The sequence below is a fragment of the Pseudomonas sp. MT3 genome, from assembly GCF_054720805.1.
Window position 1 is genome coordinate 110,728 of sequence record NZ_JBTVPY010000007.1, and the last position, 18,136, is coordinate 128,863.

General features: G+C 65.9%; 16 protein-coding genes and 1 other RNA gene. 15 read left to right on the forward strand and 2 right to left on the reverse strand.

From position 1 onward, the window contains the following. Window positions 1-16 precede the first annotated feature (16 nt). Both ACYCAX_RS09430 and ACYCAX_RS09435 read right to left on the reverse strand, forming a co-directional pair. Complete coding sequence (locus ACYCAX_RS09430; protein ID WP_015475866.1) at window positions 17-394, reverse strand: YraN family protein; 378 nt, start codon at window positions 392-394, stop codon at window positions 17-19. Further along, on the reverse strand, window positions 391-2,205 hold the full coding sequence (locus ACYCAX_RS09435; protein WP_460247856.1) for a penicillin-binding protein activator: 1,815 nt from the start codon (window positions 2,203-2,205) through the stop codon (window positions 391-393). Before ACYCAX_RS09435 ends, ACYCAX_RS09430 begins: the two co-directional genes overlap by 4 nt. A gap of 127 nt (window positions 2,206-2,332) precedes the next feature. Between ACYCAX_RS09435 and rsmI the strand changes: the two genes are divergently transcribed. The 15 genes from rsmI to ACYCAX_RS09510 all read left to right on the forward strand — a co-directional run bounded on the left by rsmI (window position 2,333) and on the right by ACYCAX_RS09510 (window position 18,119). Beyond that, window positions 2,333-3,181, forward strand: a complete 849-nt coding sequence (gene rsmI / locus ACYCAX_RS09440) for a 16S rRNA (cytidine(1402)-2'-O)-methyltransferase (protein WP_015475868.1) — start codon at window positions 2,333-2,335, stop codon at window positions 3,179-3,181. Between the two features lie 40 nt (window positions 3,182-3,221). Further along, window positions 3,222-3,578, forward strand: an RNA gene (gene rnpB / locus ACYCAX_RS09445) — RNase P RNA component class A. Window positions 3,579-3,886: 308 nt separating this feature from the next. Continuing rightward, window positions 3,887-4,342, forward strand: a complete 456-nt coding sequence (gene mraZ / locus ACYCAX_RS09450) for a division/cell wall cluster transcriptional repressor MraZ (protein ID WP_015475869.1) — start codon at window positions 3,887-3,889, stop codon at window positions 4,340-4,342. Window positions 4,343-4,350: 8 nt separating this feature from the next. Further along, entirely contained in the window at window positions 4,351-5,292 is a 942-nt protein-coding gene (gene rsmH, locus ACYCAX_RS09455) for a 16S rRNA (cytosine(1402)-N(4))-methyltransferase RsmH (RefSeq protein ID WP_015475870.1), read from the forward strand. After that, window positions 5,289-5,582, forward strand: coding sequence for a cell division protein FtsL (gene ftsL / locus ACYCAX_RS09460; protein ID WP_015475871.1), 294 nt, complete (start codon window positions 5,289-5,291; stop codon window positions 5,580-5,582). Before rsmH ends, ftsL begins: the two co-directional genes overlap by 4 nt. Next, a complete protein-coding gene (locus ACYCAX_RS09465) occupies window positions 5,579-7,324 on the forward strand; it encodes a peptidoglycan D,D-transpeptidase FtsI family protein (protein WP_460247857.1) in 1,746 nt (581 codons plus the stop codon). The genes ftsL and ACYCAX_RS09465 overlap by 4 nt, the downstream gene beginning before the upstream one ends. Then, on the forward strand, window positions 7,324-8,787 hold the full coding sequence (locus tag ACYCAX_RS09470) for a UDP-N-acetylmuramoyl-L-alanyl-D-glutamate--2,6-diaminopimelate ligase (protein WP_015475873.1): 1,464 nt from the start codon (window positions 7,324-7,326) through the stop codon (window positions 8,785-8,787). The genes ACYCAX_RS09465 and ACYCAX_RS09470 overlap by 1 nt, the downstream gene beginning before the upstream one ends. After that, window positions 8,780-10,144, forward strand: coding sequence for a UDP-N-acetylmuramoyl-tripeptide--D-alanyl-D-alanine ligase (locus tag ACYCAX_RS09475; RefSeq protein ID WP_294971306.1), 1,365 nt, complete (start codon window positions 8,780-8,782; stop codon window positions 10,142-10,144). Before ACYCAX_RS09470 ends, ACYCAX_RS09475 begins: the two co-directional genes overlap by 8 nt. Continuing rightward, window positions 10,145-11,227, forward strand: a complete 1,083-nt coding sequence (gene mraY, locus ACYCAX_RS09480; protein ID WP_015475875.1) for a phospho-N-acetylmuramoyl-pentapeptide-transferase — start codon at window positions 10,145-10,147, stop codon at window positions 11,225-11,227. Between the two features lie 13 nt (window positions 11,228-11,240). Next, complete coding sequence (murD, locus tag ACYCAX_RS09485) at window positions 11,241-12,599, forward strand: UDP-N-acetylmuramoyl-L-alanine--D-glutamate ligase (RefSeq protein WP_015475876.1); 1,359 nt, start codon at window positions 11,241-11,243, stop codon at window positions 12,597-12,599. Continuing rightward, window positions 12,599-13,798 (forward strand): putative lipid II flippase FtsW, encoded by a 1,200-nt coding sequence (gene ftsW / locus ACYCAX_RS09490; RefSeq protein ID WP_015475877.1) that lies wholly within the window; start codon window positions 12,599-12,601, stop codon window positions 13,796-13,798. Before murD ends, ftsW begins: the two co-directional genes overlap by 1 nt. Continuing rightward, on the forward strand, window positions 13,788-14,861 hold the full coding sequence (gene murG, locus ACYCAX_RS09495) for an undecaprenyldiphospho-muramoylpentapeptide beta-N-acetylglucosaminyltransferase (protein ID WP_294971316.1): 1,074 nt from the start codon (window positions 13,788-13,790) through the stop codon (window positions 14,859-14,861). Before ftsW ends, murG begins: the two co-directional genes overlap by 11 nt. Continuing rightward, the gene (gene murC, locus ACYCAX_RS09500) at window positions 14,854-16,308 is read left to right on the forward strand and encodes a UDP-N-acetylmuramate--L-alanine ligase (RefSeq protein ID WP_460247858.1); all 1,455 of its coding nucleotides are present in this window, start codon (window positions 14,854-14,856) and stop codon (window positions 16,306-16,308) included. The genes murG and murC overlap by 8 nt, the downstream gene beginning before the upstream one ends. After that, window positions 16,305-17,252: a D-alanine--D-alanine ligase gene (locus tag ACYCAX_RS09505; RefSeq protein WP_294971323.1), complete on the forward strand. Its 948-nt coding sequence runs from the start codon at window positions 16,305-16,307 to the stop codon at window positions 17,250-17,252. Before murC ends, ACYCAX_RS09505 begins: the two co-directional genes overlap by 4 nt. Before the next feature lie 3 nt (window positions 17,253-17,255). Next, window positions 17,256-18,119, forward strand: a complete 864-nt coding sequence (locus ACYCAX_RS09510) for a cell division protein FtsQ/DivIB (RefSeq protein ID WP_015475881.1) — start codon at window positions 17,256-17,258, stop codon at window positions 18,117-18,119. Window positions 18,120-18,136 lie beyond the last annotated feature (17 nt).

Below are 18,136 nucleotides of genomic sequence, written 5' to 3' on the forward strand. Positions count from 1 at the left end.
TTCGTCGGGCGTCTGATCAGGTGTCAAAGGCGTTGGGAATCCAGTTCAAGTGCCCTGCGGAGCCTGGGGTTCGGTGGTCGATAGCGACGATGTCGAACCGGCAGGGGTGTCTGCTCCAGCGGGCGTTCTGTTGCAGGAAGTGCTCGGCGGCGGCGGTCAGGCGCTGACGCTTGCGCGAGTCCACACTTTCCAGGGCTCCTCCCCAGGCGTTGTGCCGGCGGGAGCGAACTTCGACGAATACTACTGTATCGCCGTCCAGCATGACCAGATCGAGCTCGCCGCGGCGGCACGTCCAGTTCTGCGCCACAAGGCGCAATCCATGCTGTTCGAGGTGGGCGCGGGCGCTGGCTTCCGCCTCGCGCCCGGCCTTCTGGGAGGGGCTGTTGCCGATCAAATACCGTTGTTCTCCAGCGGCTGCGCCTGGCCATTGCGGAACTCGGCCCAGGGCAGGTGGCGTTCGACGCGCTGGCCGGGATTGACGCTCAGGGTGCCGGTCAGGCCGTCGAGCTGCATGCTCGGCACGGCCTTGAGTTCCGGCAGGCGCGGTGCCAGTTGGTAGGCGTCGGCGCCCATTGCATAGAGGCGGCCGAGGCTGCCGTTGGCCTGCGGCCACTGGGCGGCGACCTGCTGGCGCAGCGGGTTGTTCGGTTCCAGCAACCACGGGGTTTCGCAGAAGCGGATGCCGTTCAGGTCCTGGTCCTGGGCTGGGTTGTTCACGCCGCTGTAGAGGTTGGAGGTGGCGTAGACCGGCAGGTCGCCCGCGTACTGGAAGGCCAGCGTCGGTTTGATCTGGCGAGCCTGCTGCGGGGTGGCGGCGAGGAAGATGAAGTCGATGTCCTGGCGGCGCGAGGGCTGGGTGTCGACGCTGCTGTCGAGCACGCCTTGCAGGCGCTTCGCGCGGCCTTCGCTCTGGCGTAGTTGCAGCAGGTCGGCGATCTGGCGGGCCAGTTCTACCGGCTGGTCGACGTGCTCGGCGGCGATCAGGGTGCCGCCGGCGGCCTGCCAGTTGCGGCTGAAGGAGGCCAGCACGCGGTCGCCCCATTCGCCACGCGGGACCAGGGCCACGGCGCGACGCATGCCGTCGTTCCAGGCGCGGCTGGCGACTTCGCGGGCCTCGTCCTCGGCGGACAGGCCGAACTGGAACAGCTGGGCCGGGCCTTCCTGACCGCTGTCGCTGTAGTTCAGCGCCAGGGTGGTGATTGGCAGTTGCGGCTGGCTGCTCAGCTGCTTGACCAGGTTCTTCTCCAGCGGGCCTACGACCAGTTGGACGCCGTCGGCCTGGGCCTGACGATAGAACTCGTCCAGCGAGCGAACCTGGGTGCTGTCGTAGAGCTTGATCGCCGGCTGTGCCTGGCCGCTTTGCTGGGCCTGGTAGTGGGCGGCGAGGAAGCCGTCCTGCAGTGCGCGGGACACCGACGCCAATTGGCCTTGCTGCGGCAGCAGCAGGGCGATGGTATTCAGCGGCTGGGCGGCCAGCGACTTGATCTTCTGCAGTGCGTCGGGCAGCCGCTTGGCGGCCGGGTGGTCGGGGTTCCGGGCGACCCAGTTGTCGATGTTGGACTGCTGTTCCTTCAGCGTCGACGAGGTCTTGGTGATGCGCGCCAGTTCCAGCCAGCCATTCAGGTCGCCTTCGTTGCCGCTGGCCTGCAGTTGCTCGACTGGCAGGCTGGAGACCAGGCCCCAGATGGCCTCCTGGTTGCTCTTGCTGGCCTCGGCGTTCAGCAGCGGATCGATGAAGACGCGCTCGCGGGCAGCGCTCAGGGTCTGGCTGTCTGCCGCCAGGGTCTGGGCCTTGACCAGGCCTGCGCGGGCCTGCAGCTCCACCGGCATTTCGCCCAGGCGCTGGAAGTTCGGATTCTCGAAGGCTTTCAGGGCGGCTTTCGGCTTGTTGCGTGCCATCTCCAGCTGAGCCTTGAGGGTGCTGGCGAAGACCTGCTGGGCGGGCTTCAGGCTGTCCAGGGGGATTTGCTCGAGGATTTGCGAGGAGCGTCCGAAGTCCTTCTGCTTGTAGGCGAGGTCGGCGGCGGAGAGGCGCAGCACGTTGGCTTCGTCGGGCTTGGCGGTGGAAGCCTGTTGCAGCAGTTGTTCGATGCTGGCGTCCGGAGTGCGCGGCAGTTCGCCGAGGTTGGAGGACGGGGACGAGGCGCAGGCGGCGAGCATGCCGGCAAGGAGCAGGGCGGAAAGCGGGCGCAGGCGAGCGGTCATATCGGGCTTCTCGTGACGCATTCAAAGAGCTGCCGATTGTACCCAAGCGGCGAGGGTGACGCGATGGCGGCAACCGGAAAGGGGATACAATGCGGCTTTTCCGACATTCCTGGCGAGGTTCTTCCGCGTGACCTTCGGCACTCTCTATGTGGTGGCTACCCCCATCGGCAATCTGGATGACATCAGCGCCCGGGCGCTCAAGGTGCTGCGCGACGTCTCGCTGATCGCCGCCGAAGACACCCGTCACTCTGTACGCCTGCTGCAGCATTTCGGCCTCGAAACGCCGCTGGCGGCCTGCCATGAGCACAATGAGCGCGAGCAGGGCGGGCGATTCCTGGCGAAGCTGCAGGCCGGCGAAGACGTCGCGCTGATCTCCGATGCGGGCACACCGTTGATCTCCGATCCGGGCTATCACCTGGTGCGCCAGGCGCGGGCTGCGGGAGTTCAGGTGGTCCCGGTGCCGGGCGCCTGCGCGCTGATCGCCGCGCTGTCCGCCGCCGGGCTGCCGTCGGATCGCTTTGTCTTCGAGGGTTTCCTGCCGGCCAAGGCCGCGGGGCGGCGTGGCCGGCTGGAGGCGCTGCTGGAGGAGCCGCGTACGCTGATCTTCTATGAGGCGCCGCATCGTCTGCTGGAGTGCATCGAGGACATGGCGGCGATCTTCGGCAATGAGCGCCCGGCGGTGTTGGCGCGGGAGTTGACCAAGACCTTCGAGACCCTGAAGGGCCTGCCGTTGGGTGAACTGCGCGAGTTCGTCGCCGGCGACAGCAACCAGCAGCGCGGCGAGTGCGTGCTGTTGGTGGCGGGCAGGCCGGCGCCGGAAGGCGATGAAGCGGTGGATGCGCAGACGCTGCGCGTGCTCGATCTATTGCTGGCCGAATTGCCGGTGAAGCGCGCGGCAGCGCTGGCGGCGGAGATCACCGGGGTGCGGAAGAACCAGCTGTATCAGATCGCGCTGGAGCGCCAGGGTAAGGCTTGAGCTTGTCCTGAGCGTCGTCAGCCGCTAATCTTGCGGACTGAGAGTTGGTTGGACAGTCGCTGCTGCGTGATGTTCCATCACGGGGTGGAGGAAAGTCCGGGCTCCATAGGGCAGAGTGCCAGGTAACGCCTGGGAGGCGCGAGCCTACGGAAAGTGCCACAGAAAATAACCGCCTAAGCGCAACAGCGCCGGTAAGGGTGAAAAGGTGCGGTAAGAGCGCACCGCACGGCTGGCAACAGTTCGTGGCTAGGTAAACCCCACTCGGAGCAAGACCAAATAGGAATCCATTGGCGCGGCCCGCGTTGGATTCGGGTAGGTCGCTTGAGGCATTCAGTGATGAATGTCCCAGAGGAATGGCTGTCCTCGACAGAACCCGGCTTACAGACCGACTCTCTCCACATTCCCTCCACTTCTTCCCACCATGACCATTTGTCGCTGATCGGAAGAAGTTACAAAGTTAAGAAATCACTTTAAGTGTGAAAGCCCAGTGTTTTGAAAACACTGGGCTTTTCTCTTTCTGGTCGCGTCAAACTTCCCTCCGAAACCCTCCATAAGCACGCTAAATCTCGGTCCTGTAAGGATTTTTCGCCTCTGGCTCGCCTTGACGGTGGGGAGCGTGGATTTCTATAGTGTGCGAAAGTGGTATGAAGTGGGTAAAAGTGGGATCAACAGGCATGGATAGCCAACCACAGGGGAAGCGCTGACGTGTTTCGCGGAGCTAACGCCATCAGTCTCGACGCCAAAGGGCGCCTCGCGATGCCGAGTCGGTATCGTGACGAGCTCGTTTCGCGTTGCAATGGCCAGCTCATCGTCACCATCGATGCCGTCGATACCTGCCTGACCGTATACCCCCTCCCTGAATGGGAACTCATCGAAGCCAAACTGCGCGAGCTGCCGTCGTTGCGTGAAGAAACGCGGCGCCTGCAGCGTTTGCTGATTGGTAATGCCGTGGACCTGGAGCTGGATAGCGCCGGGCGTTTCCTGGTTCCGCCGCGGCTTCGCGAATACGCCGGCCTGGACAAGCGGGCCATGCTGGTCGGCCAGCTGAACAAGTTCCAGCTCTGGGACGAAGACAAGTGGAATGCGGTTGCCGAGGCCGACCTCGCAGCCATTAAAGAGCCCGGCGGCCTGCCGGACGAATTGCGCGACCTTATTCTGTGAGCCTGCCTGTGAATAGTACCTACCAACACATCACCGTTCTTCTCGAGGAGGCCGTCGACGCACTGGCCCCCCGCGACGACGGCCGCTATGTGGACGGTACCTTCGGCAGGGGAGGGCATAGTCGTGCCTTGCTTGGGAGGCTCGGTCCGGGTGGTCAGTTGCTCGGGTTCGACAAGGACCCCCAAGCCATCGCGACGGGAAAAGCACTGGCGGCCGAAGACGGCCGCTTCGTCATTGTGCAAAGGTCCTTCGCCGAGATGGCGGATGAGTTCACCGCGCGCGGCCTTCAGGGCAGCGTGAACGGCGTGCTGCTGGACCTGGGCGTGTCCTCGCCGCAGCTGGATGACCCGGAGCGCGGCTTCAGCTTCCTCAACGACGGTCCGCTGGACATGCGGATGAACCCGGACCAGGGCGTCAGCGCCGCGCAGTGGATTGCCACCGCCGCCGAAGACGAGATCGCCCGTGTGTTCAAGGACTACGGCGAAGAGCGCTTTGCCAGGCGCATGGCCCGCGCCATCGTGCAGCGCCGTGCGGAAAAGCCGTTCGAGCGTACCGCCGACCTGGCTGCGGTGATCACCGAGGCCAACCCGGCCTGGGAGAAGGGCAAGAACCCGGCCACCCGCGCCTTCCAGGGGCTGCGTATCTTCATCAACAATGAGCTGGGCGATCTGGAGCGGGGCCTCGACGCCGCGCTGGAAGGTCTTGCCGTGGGCGGTCGCCTGGTGGTGATCAGCTTCCACTCGCTGGAAGACCGCATCGTCAAGCAGTTCATGCGCAAGCAGGTGAAAGGCGAGGCGGACAACCTGCCGCGCAACCTGCCGATCCAGGTCAAACCCTTCGAGCCGCGCCTGAAACTGCTCGGCAAGCCGGTCTACGCCTCCGAGGCTGAGCTCAAGGCCAACCCGCGTTCGCGCAGTGCCGTCATGCGTATTGCGGAGAAGCTCAGATGAGCCGCCTCTTCGTCAAGCGCCTGCCGGCCGGCAGTTTCTTCATGCTGTTGCTGTTCATTGGTGTGCTGCTGTCGGCGATTTCCGTTTCCTACAGCGCGTACTGGAACCGCCAGTTGCTCAACGCCCTGTATGCCGAACTGAGCGTGCGTGACAAGGCGCAGGCCGAATATGGCCGGCTGATCCTGGAGCAGAGCACCTGGACGGCGCACAGCCGCATCGAAGCGCTGGCGACCGACCAGTTGAAGATGCGCGTGCCGGATCCGACCGAAGTCATCATGGTGGCGCCATGAAGAATCTCGCCGGAGCTCGCTACCCCTGGCGCTTCCGCGTCGTCGTCGGCCTGCTGATGACGATGGTGGCCGCCATCGCCTGGCGGATCGTCGACCTGCACGTCATCGACCACGATTTCCTCAAGGGACAGGGCGATGCGCGCAGCGTGCGCCACATCGCCATTCCCGCGCACCGCGGCCTGATCACTGACCGCAATGGCGAGCCGCTGGCCGTCAGTACGCCGGTTGCCACGCTGTGGGCGAATCCCAAGGAACTGGTGCTCGAGCGCGAGAAGTGGGGCTTCCTCGCCGACGCCCTCGGCCAGTCCAGGGCCGCTCTGTCGGAACGCCTGGAGGCGAACGCCGACAAGGAGTTCATCTATCTGGTGCGTGGCCTGACCCCGGAGCAGGGCGAGGGCGTGATGGCCCAGGTGAAAACCCACCGCATCCCCGGCGTCTATTCGGTCGAGGAATTCCGTCGCTTCTACCCGTCCGGCGAGGTTGCCGCACAGGTGGTGGGCTTCACTGACGTCGACGATCGTGGTCGTGAAGGCGTCGAACTGGCCTTTGACAGCTGGCTGGCCGGCGTGCCGGGCAAGCGCCAGGTGCTCAAGGACCGCCGTGGTCACCTTATCCGCGACGTGCAGGTCACCCGTAACGCCAAGGCCGGCAAGACCCTGGCCCTGTCCATCGACCTGCGCCTGCAGTACCTCGCCAACCGCGAGCTGCGCAACGCGCTGGTGGAAAACGGCGCCAAGGCCGGCAGTCTGGTGATCCTCGACGTGAAGACTGGCGAAGTGCTGGCCATGTCCAACCAGCCGACCTACAACCCGAACAACCGTCGCAACCTGCAGCCGGCGATGATGCGCAATCGCGCCATGATCGATGTTTTCGAGCCCGGTTCGACCATGAAGCCGTTCTCCATGAGCGCGGCACTGGAAACCGGCCGCTGGAAGCCGACCGACAAGGTCGAGGTCTACCCCGGCACCCTGCAGATCGGCCGTTACACCATTCGCGACGTCTCCCGCAGCGAAGGTCCGGTGCTGGACCTGACCGGCATCCTCATCCGCTCCAGTAACGTCGGCATGAGCAAGGTCGCCTTCGATATCGGCGGCGAAGCCATCTACAACCTGATGCAGAAGGTCGGTCTCGGCCAGGACACCGGCCTGGGCTTCCCCGGCGAGCGCGTCGGCAACCTGCCGAACTACCGCGAGTGGCGCAAGGCCGAAACCGCGACCCTGTCCTACGGTTACGGTCTGTCGGTGACCGCCATCCAACTGGCTCACGCTTACTCGGCGCTGGCCAACAACGGCCGCAGCGTGCCGTTGACGATGGTCCGCGCCGACCGTCAGCCGGACTCGACCCAGGTCATCCCCGAATCCGTCGCCAAGACCATGCAGGGCATGCTCCAGCAGGTGGTCGAGGCGCCCAACGGCGTATTCCGCGCCCAGGTGCCGGGCTACCACGTGGCCGGCAAGTCCGGTACCGCGCGCAAAACCGCAACCGGCACCAAGGGTTATGCCGAGAACTCCTACCGCTCCCTGTTCGCCGGCTTCGGCCCGATGAGCAATCCGCGCTACGTGATCGTGGTCGTCATCGATGAACCCAGCAAGGCCGGCTACTACGGTGGCCTGGTGTCCGCGCCGGTGTTCAGCAAGGTGATGTCCGGCACGCTGCGCCTGATGAACGTACCGCCGGACAATCTGCCGGCGACTCCGCAGCAGCAAGCCGATGCTGCGCCCGCCAAAGGAGGGCGTGGCTGATGCCGATGAGCCTCAATCAATTGCTGCCGCAGGCTGAAAGCGGCGAGCTGATCCGCGAACTGACCCTGGACAGCCGCACCGTCAAGCCGGGCGACCTGTTCCTCGCTGTACCGGGTGGCCGCCAGGACGGTCGCGCGCATATTGCCGGCGCCCTGACCCTGGGGGCCGCCGCCGTTGCCTATGAAGCCGAAGGCGCTGTCGATCTGCCGCCCAGCGATGTGCCGATGATCGCTATCAAGGGCCTCGCCAGGCAGCTGTCCGCCATCGCCGGGCGCTTCTATGGCGAGCCGAGCCGTGGCGTCGACCTGGTCGGCGTGACCGGCACCAACGGCAAGACCAGCGTCAGCCAACTGGTGGCCCAGGCGCTGGACCTGCTGGGCGAGCGCTGCGGCATCGTCGGTACGCTTGGTACCGGTTTCTACGGCGCGCTGGAAAGCGGCCGTCATACCACCCCCGATCCGCTTGCCGTGCAGGCGACCCTGGCGCGCCTGAAACAGGCCGGCGCCAGGGCGGTGGCGATGGAAGTCTCCTCCCACGGCCTGGAGCAGGGGCGCGTAGCGGCGCTGGGCTTCGACGTGGCGGTGTTCACCAACCTGTCCCGCGACCACCTGGACTATCACGGCTCGATGGAAGCCTACGGCTCCGCCAAGGCCCAGTTGTTCGCCTGGCAGGGACTGCGTTGCCGGGTGATCAACCTGGACGACGATTTTGGCCGTCAACTGGCCGGGGAAAAGCACGAATCCCGCCTGATGGGCTACAGCCAGATCGATCCATCGGCCTACCTCTATTGCCGCGAAGCCCGTTTCAGCGATGCCGGCGTCGAGGCGCAGGTCGTCACTCCGCAAGGCGAAGGCCTGTTGCGCAGTTCGCTGCTGGGCAAGTTCAACCTGAGCAACCTGCTGGCAGTGGTTGGTGCGCTGCTCGGCCTGGATTACCCGCTGGGCGACGTGCTGGCCGTGTTGCCGCAACTGGAAGGTCCGGTTGGCCGCATGCAGCGCCTGGGTGGCGGCGAGAAGCCGCTGGTGGTGGTGGATTACGCCCACACTCCGGACGCCCTGGAGAAAGTCCTGCTGGCCCTGCGCCCGCACGTGCATGGTCGTCTGCTCTGCCTGTTCGGTTGTGGTGGCGACCGTGACCGCGGCAAGCGTCCGATCATGGCGCGGATCGCCGAGCAGCACGCCGACCGTGTGCTGGTCACCGACGACAACCCGCGTACCGAGAAGAGCGAAGCGATCATCGCCGACATCCGTGCCGGTTTCGCCGGGCCTGAAACGGTGGAGTTCGTTCCCGGTCGTGGCGAGGCCATTGCTCGCTTGATCGCTTCGGCCGGCGTCGATGACGTCGTGCTGCTGGCCGGCAAGGGACATGAGGATTACCAGGAGATCGACGGCGTCCGCCATCCGTTCTCCGATCTGGATCAAGCCACCAAGGCTCTAGCTGCCTGGGAGGTGAAGCGTGCTTAAGCCCCTGTCGCTCACCGAAGTCGCCGGCGCACTCGATGGCCGCGTGGTGGGCGCGGATGTCGCCTTCGACGCCGTCAGCACCGATAGCCGCGCCATCATGCCGGGCCAACTGTTCATCGCCCTGACCGGCCCGCGCTTCGACGGCCACAACTACCTGGTCGACGTCGCCGCCAAGGGCGCCGTCGCCGCGCTGGTGGAGCGAGAAGTCCCCGCTGCTCCGCTGCCGCAACTGGTGGTGCGCGATACCCGCGTGGCACTGGGCCAACTGGGCGCGCTGAACCGCGCTGCCTTTACCGGCCGTGTCGCCGCCGTCACTGGCTCCAGCGGCAAGACCACCGTGAAGGAAATGCTCGCCAGCATCCTGCGGACCCAGGGCGACGTCCTGGCGACCCGTGGCAACCTGAACAACGACCTCGGCGCCCCACTGACCCTGCTGCAACTGGCGCCGGAGCAGCGGAGTGCGGTCATCGAGCTGGGCGCCTCGCGCATCGGTGAGATCGCCTACACCGTCGGTCTGACCCGCCCGCACGTCGCCATCATCACCAACGCCGGCACTGCCCATGTGGGCGAGTTCGGCGGGCAGGACAAGATCGTCCTGGCCAAGGGCGAGATTCTCGAGGGGCTGGCCGCCGATGGCGTGGCCATCCTCAACCGCGACGACAAGGCCTTCGACACCTGGCAGGCCCATGCCGCCGGCCGTCGTGTCTCCAGTTTCGGCCTGCACGATGCTCGCGCCGACTTCCGCGCCAGCGATGTGCAACGTGATGCCCGTGGTTGCCCGGGCTTTACCCTGCACAGTCCCGTAGGCGAGGCGCGCATCCAATTGAACCTGCTGGGCGAACACAATGTGACCAATGCCCTGGCGGCCGTTGCCGCCGCTCATGCCTTGGGCGTGCCGCTGGTCGGGATCGTTTCCGGCCTGCAGAACCTGCAGCCGGTCAAGGGCCGCGCCGTAGCCCAGCTGGCGACGAATGGCATGCGTGTGATCGACGACAGCTACAACGCCAATCCGGCTTCAATCTGCGCGGCGATTGATATACTCGCCGGCTTTTCCGGCCGGACCGTCCTGGTCCTCGGAGACATGGGCGAGCTGGGGGCCTGGGCAGAATCTTCCCACCGCGAAGTGGGAACCTATGCCATCGGCAAAGTCTCAGCGCTCTATGCCGTCGGTCCGCTGATGAGCCACGCCGTGCAGGCGTTCGGTTCCGCGGGTCGGCACTTCGCCGATCAGGCCAGCCTGATTGGCGCCTTGGCCGAAGAAGCATCGACCACCACCATTCTGATCAAGGGTTCCCGCAGCGCGGCGATGGACAAAGTCGTCGCGGCGCTCTGTGGTTCCTCCGAGGAGAGTCACTAAATGCTGCTGCTGCTCGCCGAGTACCTGCAACAGTTCCACAAGGGCTTCGGCGTCTTCCAGTACCTGACCCTGCGCGGCATCCTGAGCGTGCTGACCGCGCTCGCCCTGTCGCTCTGGCTGGGGCCGTGGATGATTCGCACCCTGCAGATCCGCCAGATCGGCCAGGCCGTGCGTAACGACGGGCCGCAATCGCACCTGTCCAAGAAAGGCACGCCGACCATGGGCGGTGCGCTGATCCTCACCGCCATCGCCATCAGCACCCTGTTGTGGGCCGACTGGTCGAACCGCTACGTCTGGGTCGTGCTGGCCGTGACCCTGTTGTTCGGCGCCATCGGCTGGGTGGATGACTACCGCAAGGTGATCGAGAAAAACTCCCGTGGCCTGCCGAGCCGCTGGAAGTATTTCTGGCAGTCGGTATTCGGCCTGGGCGCGGCGATCTTCCTCTATATGACCGCCGAGACGCCGGTCGAGACCACCCTGATCGTGCCGATGCTGAAGAGCGTCGAGATTCCGCTGGGCATCTTCTTCGTGGTGCTGACCTACTTCGTGATCGTCGGCTCCAGCAACGCGGTGAACCTGACCGATGGCCTCGACGGCCTCGCCATCATGCCCACCGTAATGGTCGGCGGAGCGCTGGGGATCTTCTGCTACCTGTCGGGCAACATCAAATTCGCCGAATACCTGCTGATCCCCAGCGTTCCAGGGGCGGGCGAACTGATCATCTTCTGCGCCGCCATTGTCGGCGCGGGGCTGGGCTTCCTTTGGTTCAACACCTATCCGGCCCAGGTCTTCATGGGCGACGTCGGCGCGCTGGCGCTGGGTGCCGCGCTGGGCACCATCGCTGTGATCGTCCGCCAGGAGATCGTGCTGTTCATCATGGGTGGCGTGTTCGTCATGGAAACCCTGTCGGTGGTGATCCAGGTCGCCTCCTTCAAGTTGACCGGCAAGCGCGTGTTCCGCATGGCGCCGATCCACCACCACTTCGAACTCAAGGGCTGGCCGGAGCCGCGCGTGATCGTGCGCTTCTGGATCATCACGGTGATTCTCGTGCTGATCGGCCTGGCTACGTTGAAACTGCGTTGAGGACTGATCGAGCATGAGCCTGATCGCTTCCGACCAATTCCGCATCGTTGTCGGCCTCGGCAAGAGCGGCATGTCCCTGGTGCGCTACCTGGCGCGCCAGGGTGTGCCCTTTGCCGTGGCGGATACGCGCGCGAATCCGCCGGAACTGGCGACCCTGCGCGAGCAGTACCCGCAGGTCGAGGTGCGCTGCGGCGACCTCGACGCCGATTTCCTCTGCCGCGCCCAGGAGCTCTACGTGAGCCCCGGCCTGTCGCTGCGTGTTCCGGCGCTGGTGGAGGCCGCCGCCCGTGGCGTGCGCATGTCCGGCGATGTCGACCTGTTCGCGCGTCAGGCGAAGGCGCCGATCGTCGCCATCACCGGTTCCAACGCCAAGAGCACCGTCACCACCCTGGTGGGCGACATGGCCAAGGCCGCCGGCAAGCGCGTCGCCGTCGGTGGCAATCTCGGCACCCCGGCGCTGGACCTGCTGGCCGATGACGTCGAGCTGTACGTGGTGGAGCTGTCGAGCTTCCAGCTGGAAACCTGCGAACGCCTGGGTGCCGAAGTCGCCACCTGCCTGAACGTCAGCGAAGACCACATGGACCGCTACGACGGCATGGCCGACTACCACCTGGCCAAGCACCGTATCTTCCGTGGTGCAAAGCAGGTCGTGGTGAACCGCGCCGACGCGCTGAGCCGCCCGCTGATTGCCGACACCGTGCCGTGCTGGACCTTCGGTATCAACAAGCCGGACTTCAAGGCCTTCGGCCTGATCGAACCAGATTCCGAAAGAGCAGGTGAGAAGTGGCTGGCCTTCCAGTTCGAGCCGCTGATGCCAGCCCGCGAGCTGAAGATCCGTGGCGCGCACAACCAGTCCAACGCCCTGGCCGCGCTGGCGCTGGGGCACGCCGTCGGCCTGCCGTTCGAGCCGATGCTGCAGACCCTGCGTGAATTCGCCGGCCTGGCCCATCGCTGCCAGTGGGTACGTGAACGCAACGGCGTGAACTACTACGACGACTCCAAGGCCACCAACGTCGGCGCCGCCCTGGCTGCCATCGAAGGCCTGGGTGCCGATATCGACGGCAAGCTGGTGCTGATCGCCGGTGGCGACGGCAAGGGCGCCGACTTCCATGACCTGCGTGCTCCGGTCGCGCAGCATTGCCGCGCCGTGGTGCTGCTGGGCCGCGATGCCGAGCTGGTGAGCGCTGCCATCGGCAATGCCGTGCCCAAGGTCCGCGTGAATACCCTGGACGAAGCCGTCGAACATGCCGCCGACCTGGCGCTGCCGGGCGATGCCGTGCTGCTGTCGCCGGCCTGCGCGAGCCTGGACATGTTCAAGAACTACGAAGAACGCGGACGCCTGTTCGCCAAGGCCGTGGAGGAGCTCGCCTGATGTTCTCCTTCCTGCGCCCCTATCCGTCCCCGCTGATCAGCCGCCACGGCATCGATCTGGACTTCCCGCTGCTGGCGGGTTGCCTGGCGCTGCTCGGTCTCGGTCTGGTGATGGTCACCTCGGCGTCGTCCGAAGTGGCGGCGGCGCAGTCCGGCAATCCGCTGTACTTCTCGGTCCGCCACCTGATCTACCTGGCCATCGGCTTCGTCACCTGCGGCCTGACCATGATGGTGCCGATGGAAACCTGGCAGCGCCTGGGCTGGAAGCTGCTGGCCATCGCCTTCGGATTGCTGGTGCTGGTGATCACCCCCGGCATCGGCCGCGAGGTGAACGGTTCGATGCGCTGGATCGGCTTCGGCCTGTTCAACATCCAGCCCTCGGAGATCGCCAAGGTCTTCGTGGTGGTCTTCATGGCCGGCTATCTCGTACGCCGCCAGGAAGAAGTGCGCGAGAGCTGGCTGGGCTTCTTCAAGCCCTTCGTGGTGCTGCTGCCGATGGCCGGCCTGTTGCTGCGCGAGCCCGACTTCGGCGCCACCGTGGTGATGATGGGCGCGGCTGCCGCGATGCTGTTCCTCGGCGGCGTGGGCCTGTTCCGCTTCGGCCTGATGGTCGCGCTGGCGGTGGGCGCCGTGGTCCTGCTGATCCAGACCCAGCCTTACCGGATGGCGCGCCTGACCAACTTCACCGATCCCTGGGCCGACCAGTTCGGCGCGGGCTACCAGCTCAGCCAGGCGCTGATCGCCTTCGGTCGTGGCGGCTGGACCGGCATGGGCCTGGGCAACAGCATCCAGAAGCAGTTCTACCTCCCCGAGGCGCACACCGACTTCGTGTTCGCGGTCCTCGCGGAAGAGCTGGGCATCGTCGGCGCCATGGCCACCGTGGCCCTGTTCGTCTTCGTCAGCCTGCGCGCGCTGTACATCGGCATCTGGGCCGAGCAGTCGAAACAGTACTTCTCCGCCTACGTCGCCTACGGGCTGGCGTTCCTGTGGATCGGCCAGTTCCTGATCAACGTGGGCGTGAACGTCGGCCTGCTGCCGACCAAGGGCCTGACCCTGCCATTCCTCAGCTACGGCGGCAGCTCCCTGGTGATCTGCTGCGCCCAGCTGGGAATGCTGCTGCGCATCGAATGGGAACGTCGCACCGTGATGGGCAGCGAGGAATATGAATTCAGCGAAGAGGACTTTGCCGATGAAAGGTAACGTCCTGATCATGGCCGGCGGCACCGGCGGACACGTATTCCCGGCGCTGGCCTGCGCCCGCGAGTTCCAGGCGCGCGGCTACAGCGTGCACTGGCTGGGCACGCCGCGTGGCATCGAGAACGATCTGGTGCCCAAGGCCGGTCTGCCGCTGCACCTGATCAACGTCAGCGGCCTGCGTGGCAAGGGCCTCAAGTCGTTGCTGCGCGCGCCGTTCGATCTGCTCAAGTCGCTGTTCCAGGCCCTGGGCGTGATTCGCCGGCTCAAGCCGGTCTGCGTGCTCGGCCTGGGCGGTTACGTCACCGGCCCGGGCGGCCTGGCCGCCAAGCTGTCCGGCGTGCCGCTGGTGATCCATGAACAGAATGCCGTCGCCGGCACCGCCAACCGCAGCCTGGCGCCGCTGGCCAAGCGGGTCTGCGAAGCCTTCCCGGACACCTTCGACAGCAGCGCCAAGCGCCTGACCACCGGCAACCCGGTGCGTGTCGAGCTGTTCCTGGAAGAGGGCGCCCGCGCGCCGCTGGCCGGCCGCCGCGTCAACCTGCTGGTGCTGGGTGGCAGCCTGGGCGCCGAGCCGCTGAACAAGCTGCTGCCCGAAGCGCTGGCGCAGGTTCCCGCCGAGATTCGCCCGGCCATTCGCCATCAGGCCGGTCGTCAGCATGACGAAATTACTGCGGAGCGTTATCGCGCTGCGGGTGTCGAAGCGGACGTCGCTCCGTTCATCGCCGACATGGCCGCCGCCTATGCGTGGGCCGATCTGGTGATCTGCCGCGCCGGAGCGCTGACCGTGAGCGAACTGACCGCCGCCGGCCTGCCGTCCTTCCTGGTGCCGCTGCCCCACGCGATCGATGACCACCAGACCAGGAACGCCGAATTTTTGCTGCGGGAGGGCGCGGCCCTCCTGCTGCCACAGAAATCTACCAGCGCCGCCGAACTGGCCGCGCAGTTGTCCGAGGTATTGATGCATCCCGATTCCCTGACCCGCATGGCCGCTCGCGCACGCAGCCTGGCCAAGCCCGAGGCTACCCGCACGGTAGTCGATGCCTGCCTGGAGGTGGCCCGTGGTTAAAGAACCCACCGGCGTCACCCGCACCATGCGGCGCATCCGCCGCATCCACTTCGTCGGCATCGGTGGCGTGGGCATGTGCGGCATTGCGGAAGTGCTGCTCAACCTCGGCTACGAAGTGTCCGGCTCCGACCTCAAGGCTTCGCCGGTCACCGAGCGCCTGGAGAAGTTCGGTGCCGAGATATTCATCGGCCACCGTGCGGAAAATGCCGACGGCGCCGACGTGCTGGTGGTGTCCAGCGCGGTGAACAAGGCCAACCCGGAAGTCGCCGCCGCACTGGACCGCCGCGTACCGGTGGTGCCGCGCGCCGAGATGCTCGCCGAACTGATGCGTTACCGCCACGGCATCGCGGTCGCCGGTACCCACGGCAAGACCACCACCACCAGCCTGATCGCCTCGGTGTTCGCTGCCGGCGGCCTGGACCCGACCTTCGTCATCGGCGGCCGCCTGAACGCCGCCGGCACCAACGCGCAGCTGGGCACCAGCCGCTACCTGGTGGCCGAGGCCGACGAGAGCGACGCCAGCTTCCTGCACCTGCAGCCGATGGTTTCGGTGGTCACCAATATCGACGCCGACCACATGAGCACCTATGGCGGCGACTTCAACAAGCTCAAGCGCACCTTCGTCGACTTCCTGCACAACCTGCCGTTCTACGGCCTGGCCGTGCTCTGCGTGGACGACCCGGTGGTGCGCGAGATCCTGCCGCAGGTCGCCCGTCCGACCGTGACCTACGGCCTGAGCGAGGACGCCGACGTCCGCGCCATCAATATCCGCCAGGAAGGCATGCGCACCTACTTCACCGTGCTGCGCCCCGAGCGCGAGCCGCTGGACGTCTCGGTAAACATGCCCGGTCTGCACAACGTGCTGAACTCCCTGGCGACCATCGTCATCGCCACCGACGAAGGCATCTCCGATGAAGCCATCGTCCAGGGCCTGTCCGGCTTCCAGGGCGTGGGTCGACGTTTCCAGGTCTATGGCGACCTGCAGGTGGAAGGTGGCAGCGTGATGCTGGTCGACGACTACGGCCACCACCCGCGCGAAGTCGCGGCGGTGATCAAGGCCGTGCGTGGCGGCTGGCCGGAGCGCCGCCTGGTGATGGTCTACCAGCCACACCGCTACACCCGTACCCGCGACCTGTACGAGGACTTCGTGCAGGTGCTGGGCGACGCCAACGTGCTGATGCTGATGGAGGTCTACCCGGCCGGCGAAGAGCCGATCCCCGGTGCCGACAGCCGTCATCTGTGCCACAGCATCCGCCAGCGCGGCCAGCTTGATCCGATCTATCTGGAGCGCGGTGGCGATCTCGCCTCGCTGCTGGGGCCGCTGCTGCGTCCCGGCGACATCCTGCTCTGCCAGGGGGCCGGCGATATCGGCGGACTGGCGCCGCAACTGATCAAGAATCCGATGTTCGGTGCCGCCGTTGCTGGCGCCGAGGGGAAGAAGGCATGAGTGACGTCCTCAAATCCACCCTCGATCCCCGCGCCTTCGGTCGCGTCGCCGTGCTCTACGGCGGCAAGAGCGCCGAGCGTGAGGTATCGCTGAAGTCCGGCGCCATGGTCCTGCAAGCGCTGCAGGACGGCGGTGTGGATGCCTTCGGCATCGACGTGGGTGACGATCTGCTGGAGCGTCTGACCCGCGAGAAGATCGACCGTGCCTTCATCATCCTCCACGGCCGTGGCGGTGAAGACGGCACCATGCAGGGGCTGCTGGAAATCGCCGGCATTCCCTACACCGGCAGCGGCGTACTGGCGTCCGCGCTGGCGATGGACAAGCTGCGCACCAAGCGCGTGTGGCTGAGCCTGGGCCTGCCGACGCCTGACCATGCCGTGCTCGCCAGCGAGGACGATTGCCGCACCGCTGCCGCGAGGCTCGGCTTCCCGCTGATCGTCAAGCCGGCCAGTGAAGGTTCGAGCATCGGCATGGCCAAGGTGAACAGCGAGCAAGAGCTGATCGCTGCCTGGGCGGGGGCCGCGAAATACGATTCGCAGGTGCTCGTCGAGCAATGGATCAGCGGGCCCGAATTCACCATCGCCGTCCTGCGTGGCCAGGTGTTGCCGCCCATTCGCCTGGGTACTCCGCACACCTTCTACGACTACGACGCCAAGTACCTCGCCAGCGATACCCGGTACCAGATTCCCTGTGGCCTCGACGCCGCCAAGGAAGAGGAACTGAAGGACCTGACCGCGCGCGCCTGCGATGCCCTCGGCATCCAGGGCTGGGGCCGGGCCGACGTGATGCAGGATGCCGAAGGGCGTTTCTGGCTTCTGGAAGTGAACACCGCACCGGGCATGACCGACCACAGCCTGGTGCCGATGGCCGCGCGCGCGGCCGGCCTGGATTTCCAGCAACTGGTGCTGGCGATCCTCGCCGACAGCGTCGAGGCAAGGGGGTAAGTCATGAACGGCGCGCAGCTTCGTCACCAGAATCCCGGACTCGGCCGTGCACCTGCGCGCAAGCCGGTGCCGCGCGGCGCCAGCCGCCTGGTGGCCAAGGAGCCGCTCAGCGCCCGCATGCCCAAGCCGAATTTCGGCTTCCTCAAGGTGCTGGTGTGGCCTCTGGTGCTGGGTGTGCTCGGCGTCGGTGCCTACTACGGCGCGCAATACGCGTTGCCCTATGCCGACCGGCCGATTGCCAGGGTCAGCGTGGAGGGTGATCTGAGCTACATCAGCCAGGCGGCGGTGCAGCAACGGATCAGCCCCTACGTCTCGGCCAGCTTCTTCACCATCGATCTGGCCGGTATGCGCCAGGAGCTGGAGCAGATGCCCTGGATCGCCCACGCCGAAGTGCGTCGCGTGTGGCCCGACCAGGTGGTCGTCCGCCTGGACGAGCAACTGCCGATTGCCCGTTGGGGGAACGAAGCGTTGCTGAACAACCAGGGCCAGGCCTTCGCCCCGAGCGAGGTGGCCAACTATGAGCACCTGCCGCGCCTGTCCGGTCCGCAGCGCGCTCAGCAACAAGTCATGCAGCAGTACCAGATTCTCAGCCAGATGCTCCGTCCGCTGGGCTTCACCATTTCCAGCCTGGACATGAGTTCACGTGGCGCCTGGACCCTGGGCACCGCGCAGGGCGTGGAGATCATGCTGGGCCGCGATCACGCGGTAGAACAGATTCGCCGGCTCGTGACCATCTACGACAAGGCGCTGAAAGAGCAGATTTCGAAAATTGCGCGCATCGACATGCGCTACCCCAACGGCCTGGCCGTGGCGTGGCGCGATCCGGTGCCGGAAGCGACGGTGGCCCAGACCACCGCCGCGCAGTGAGTTGAGGAGACTTCGAT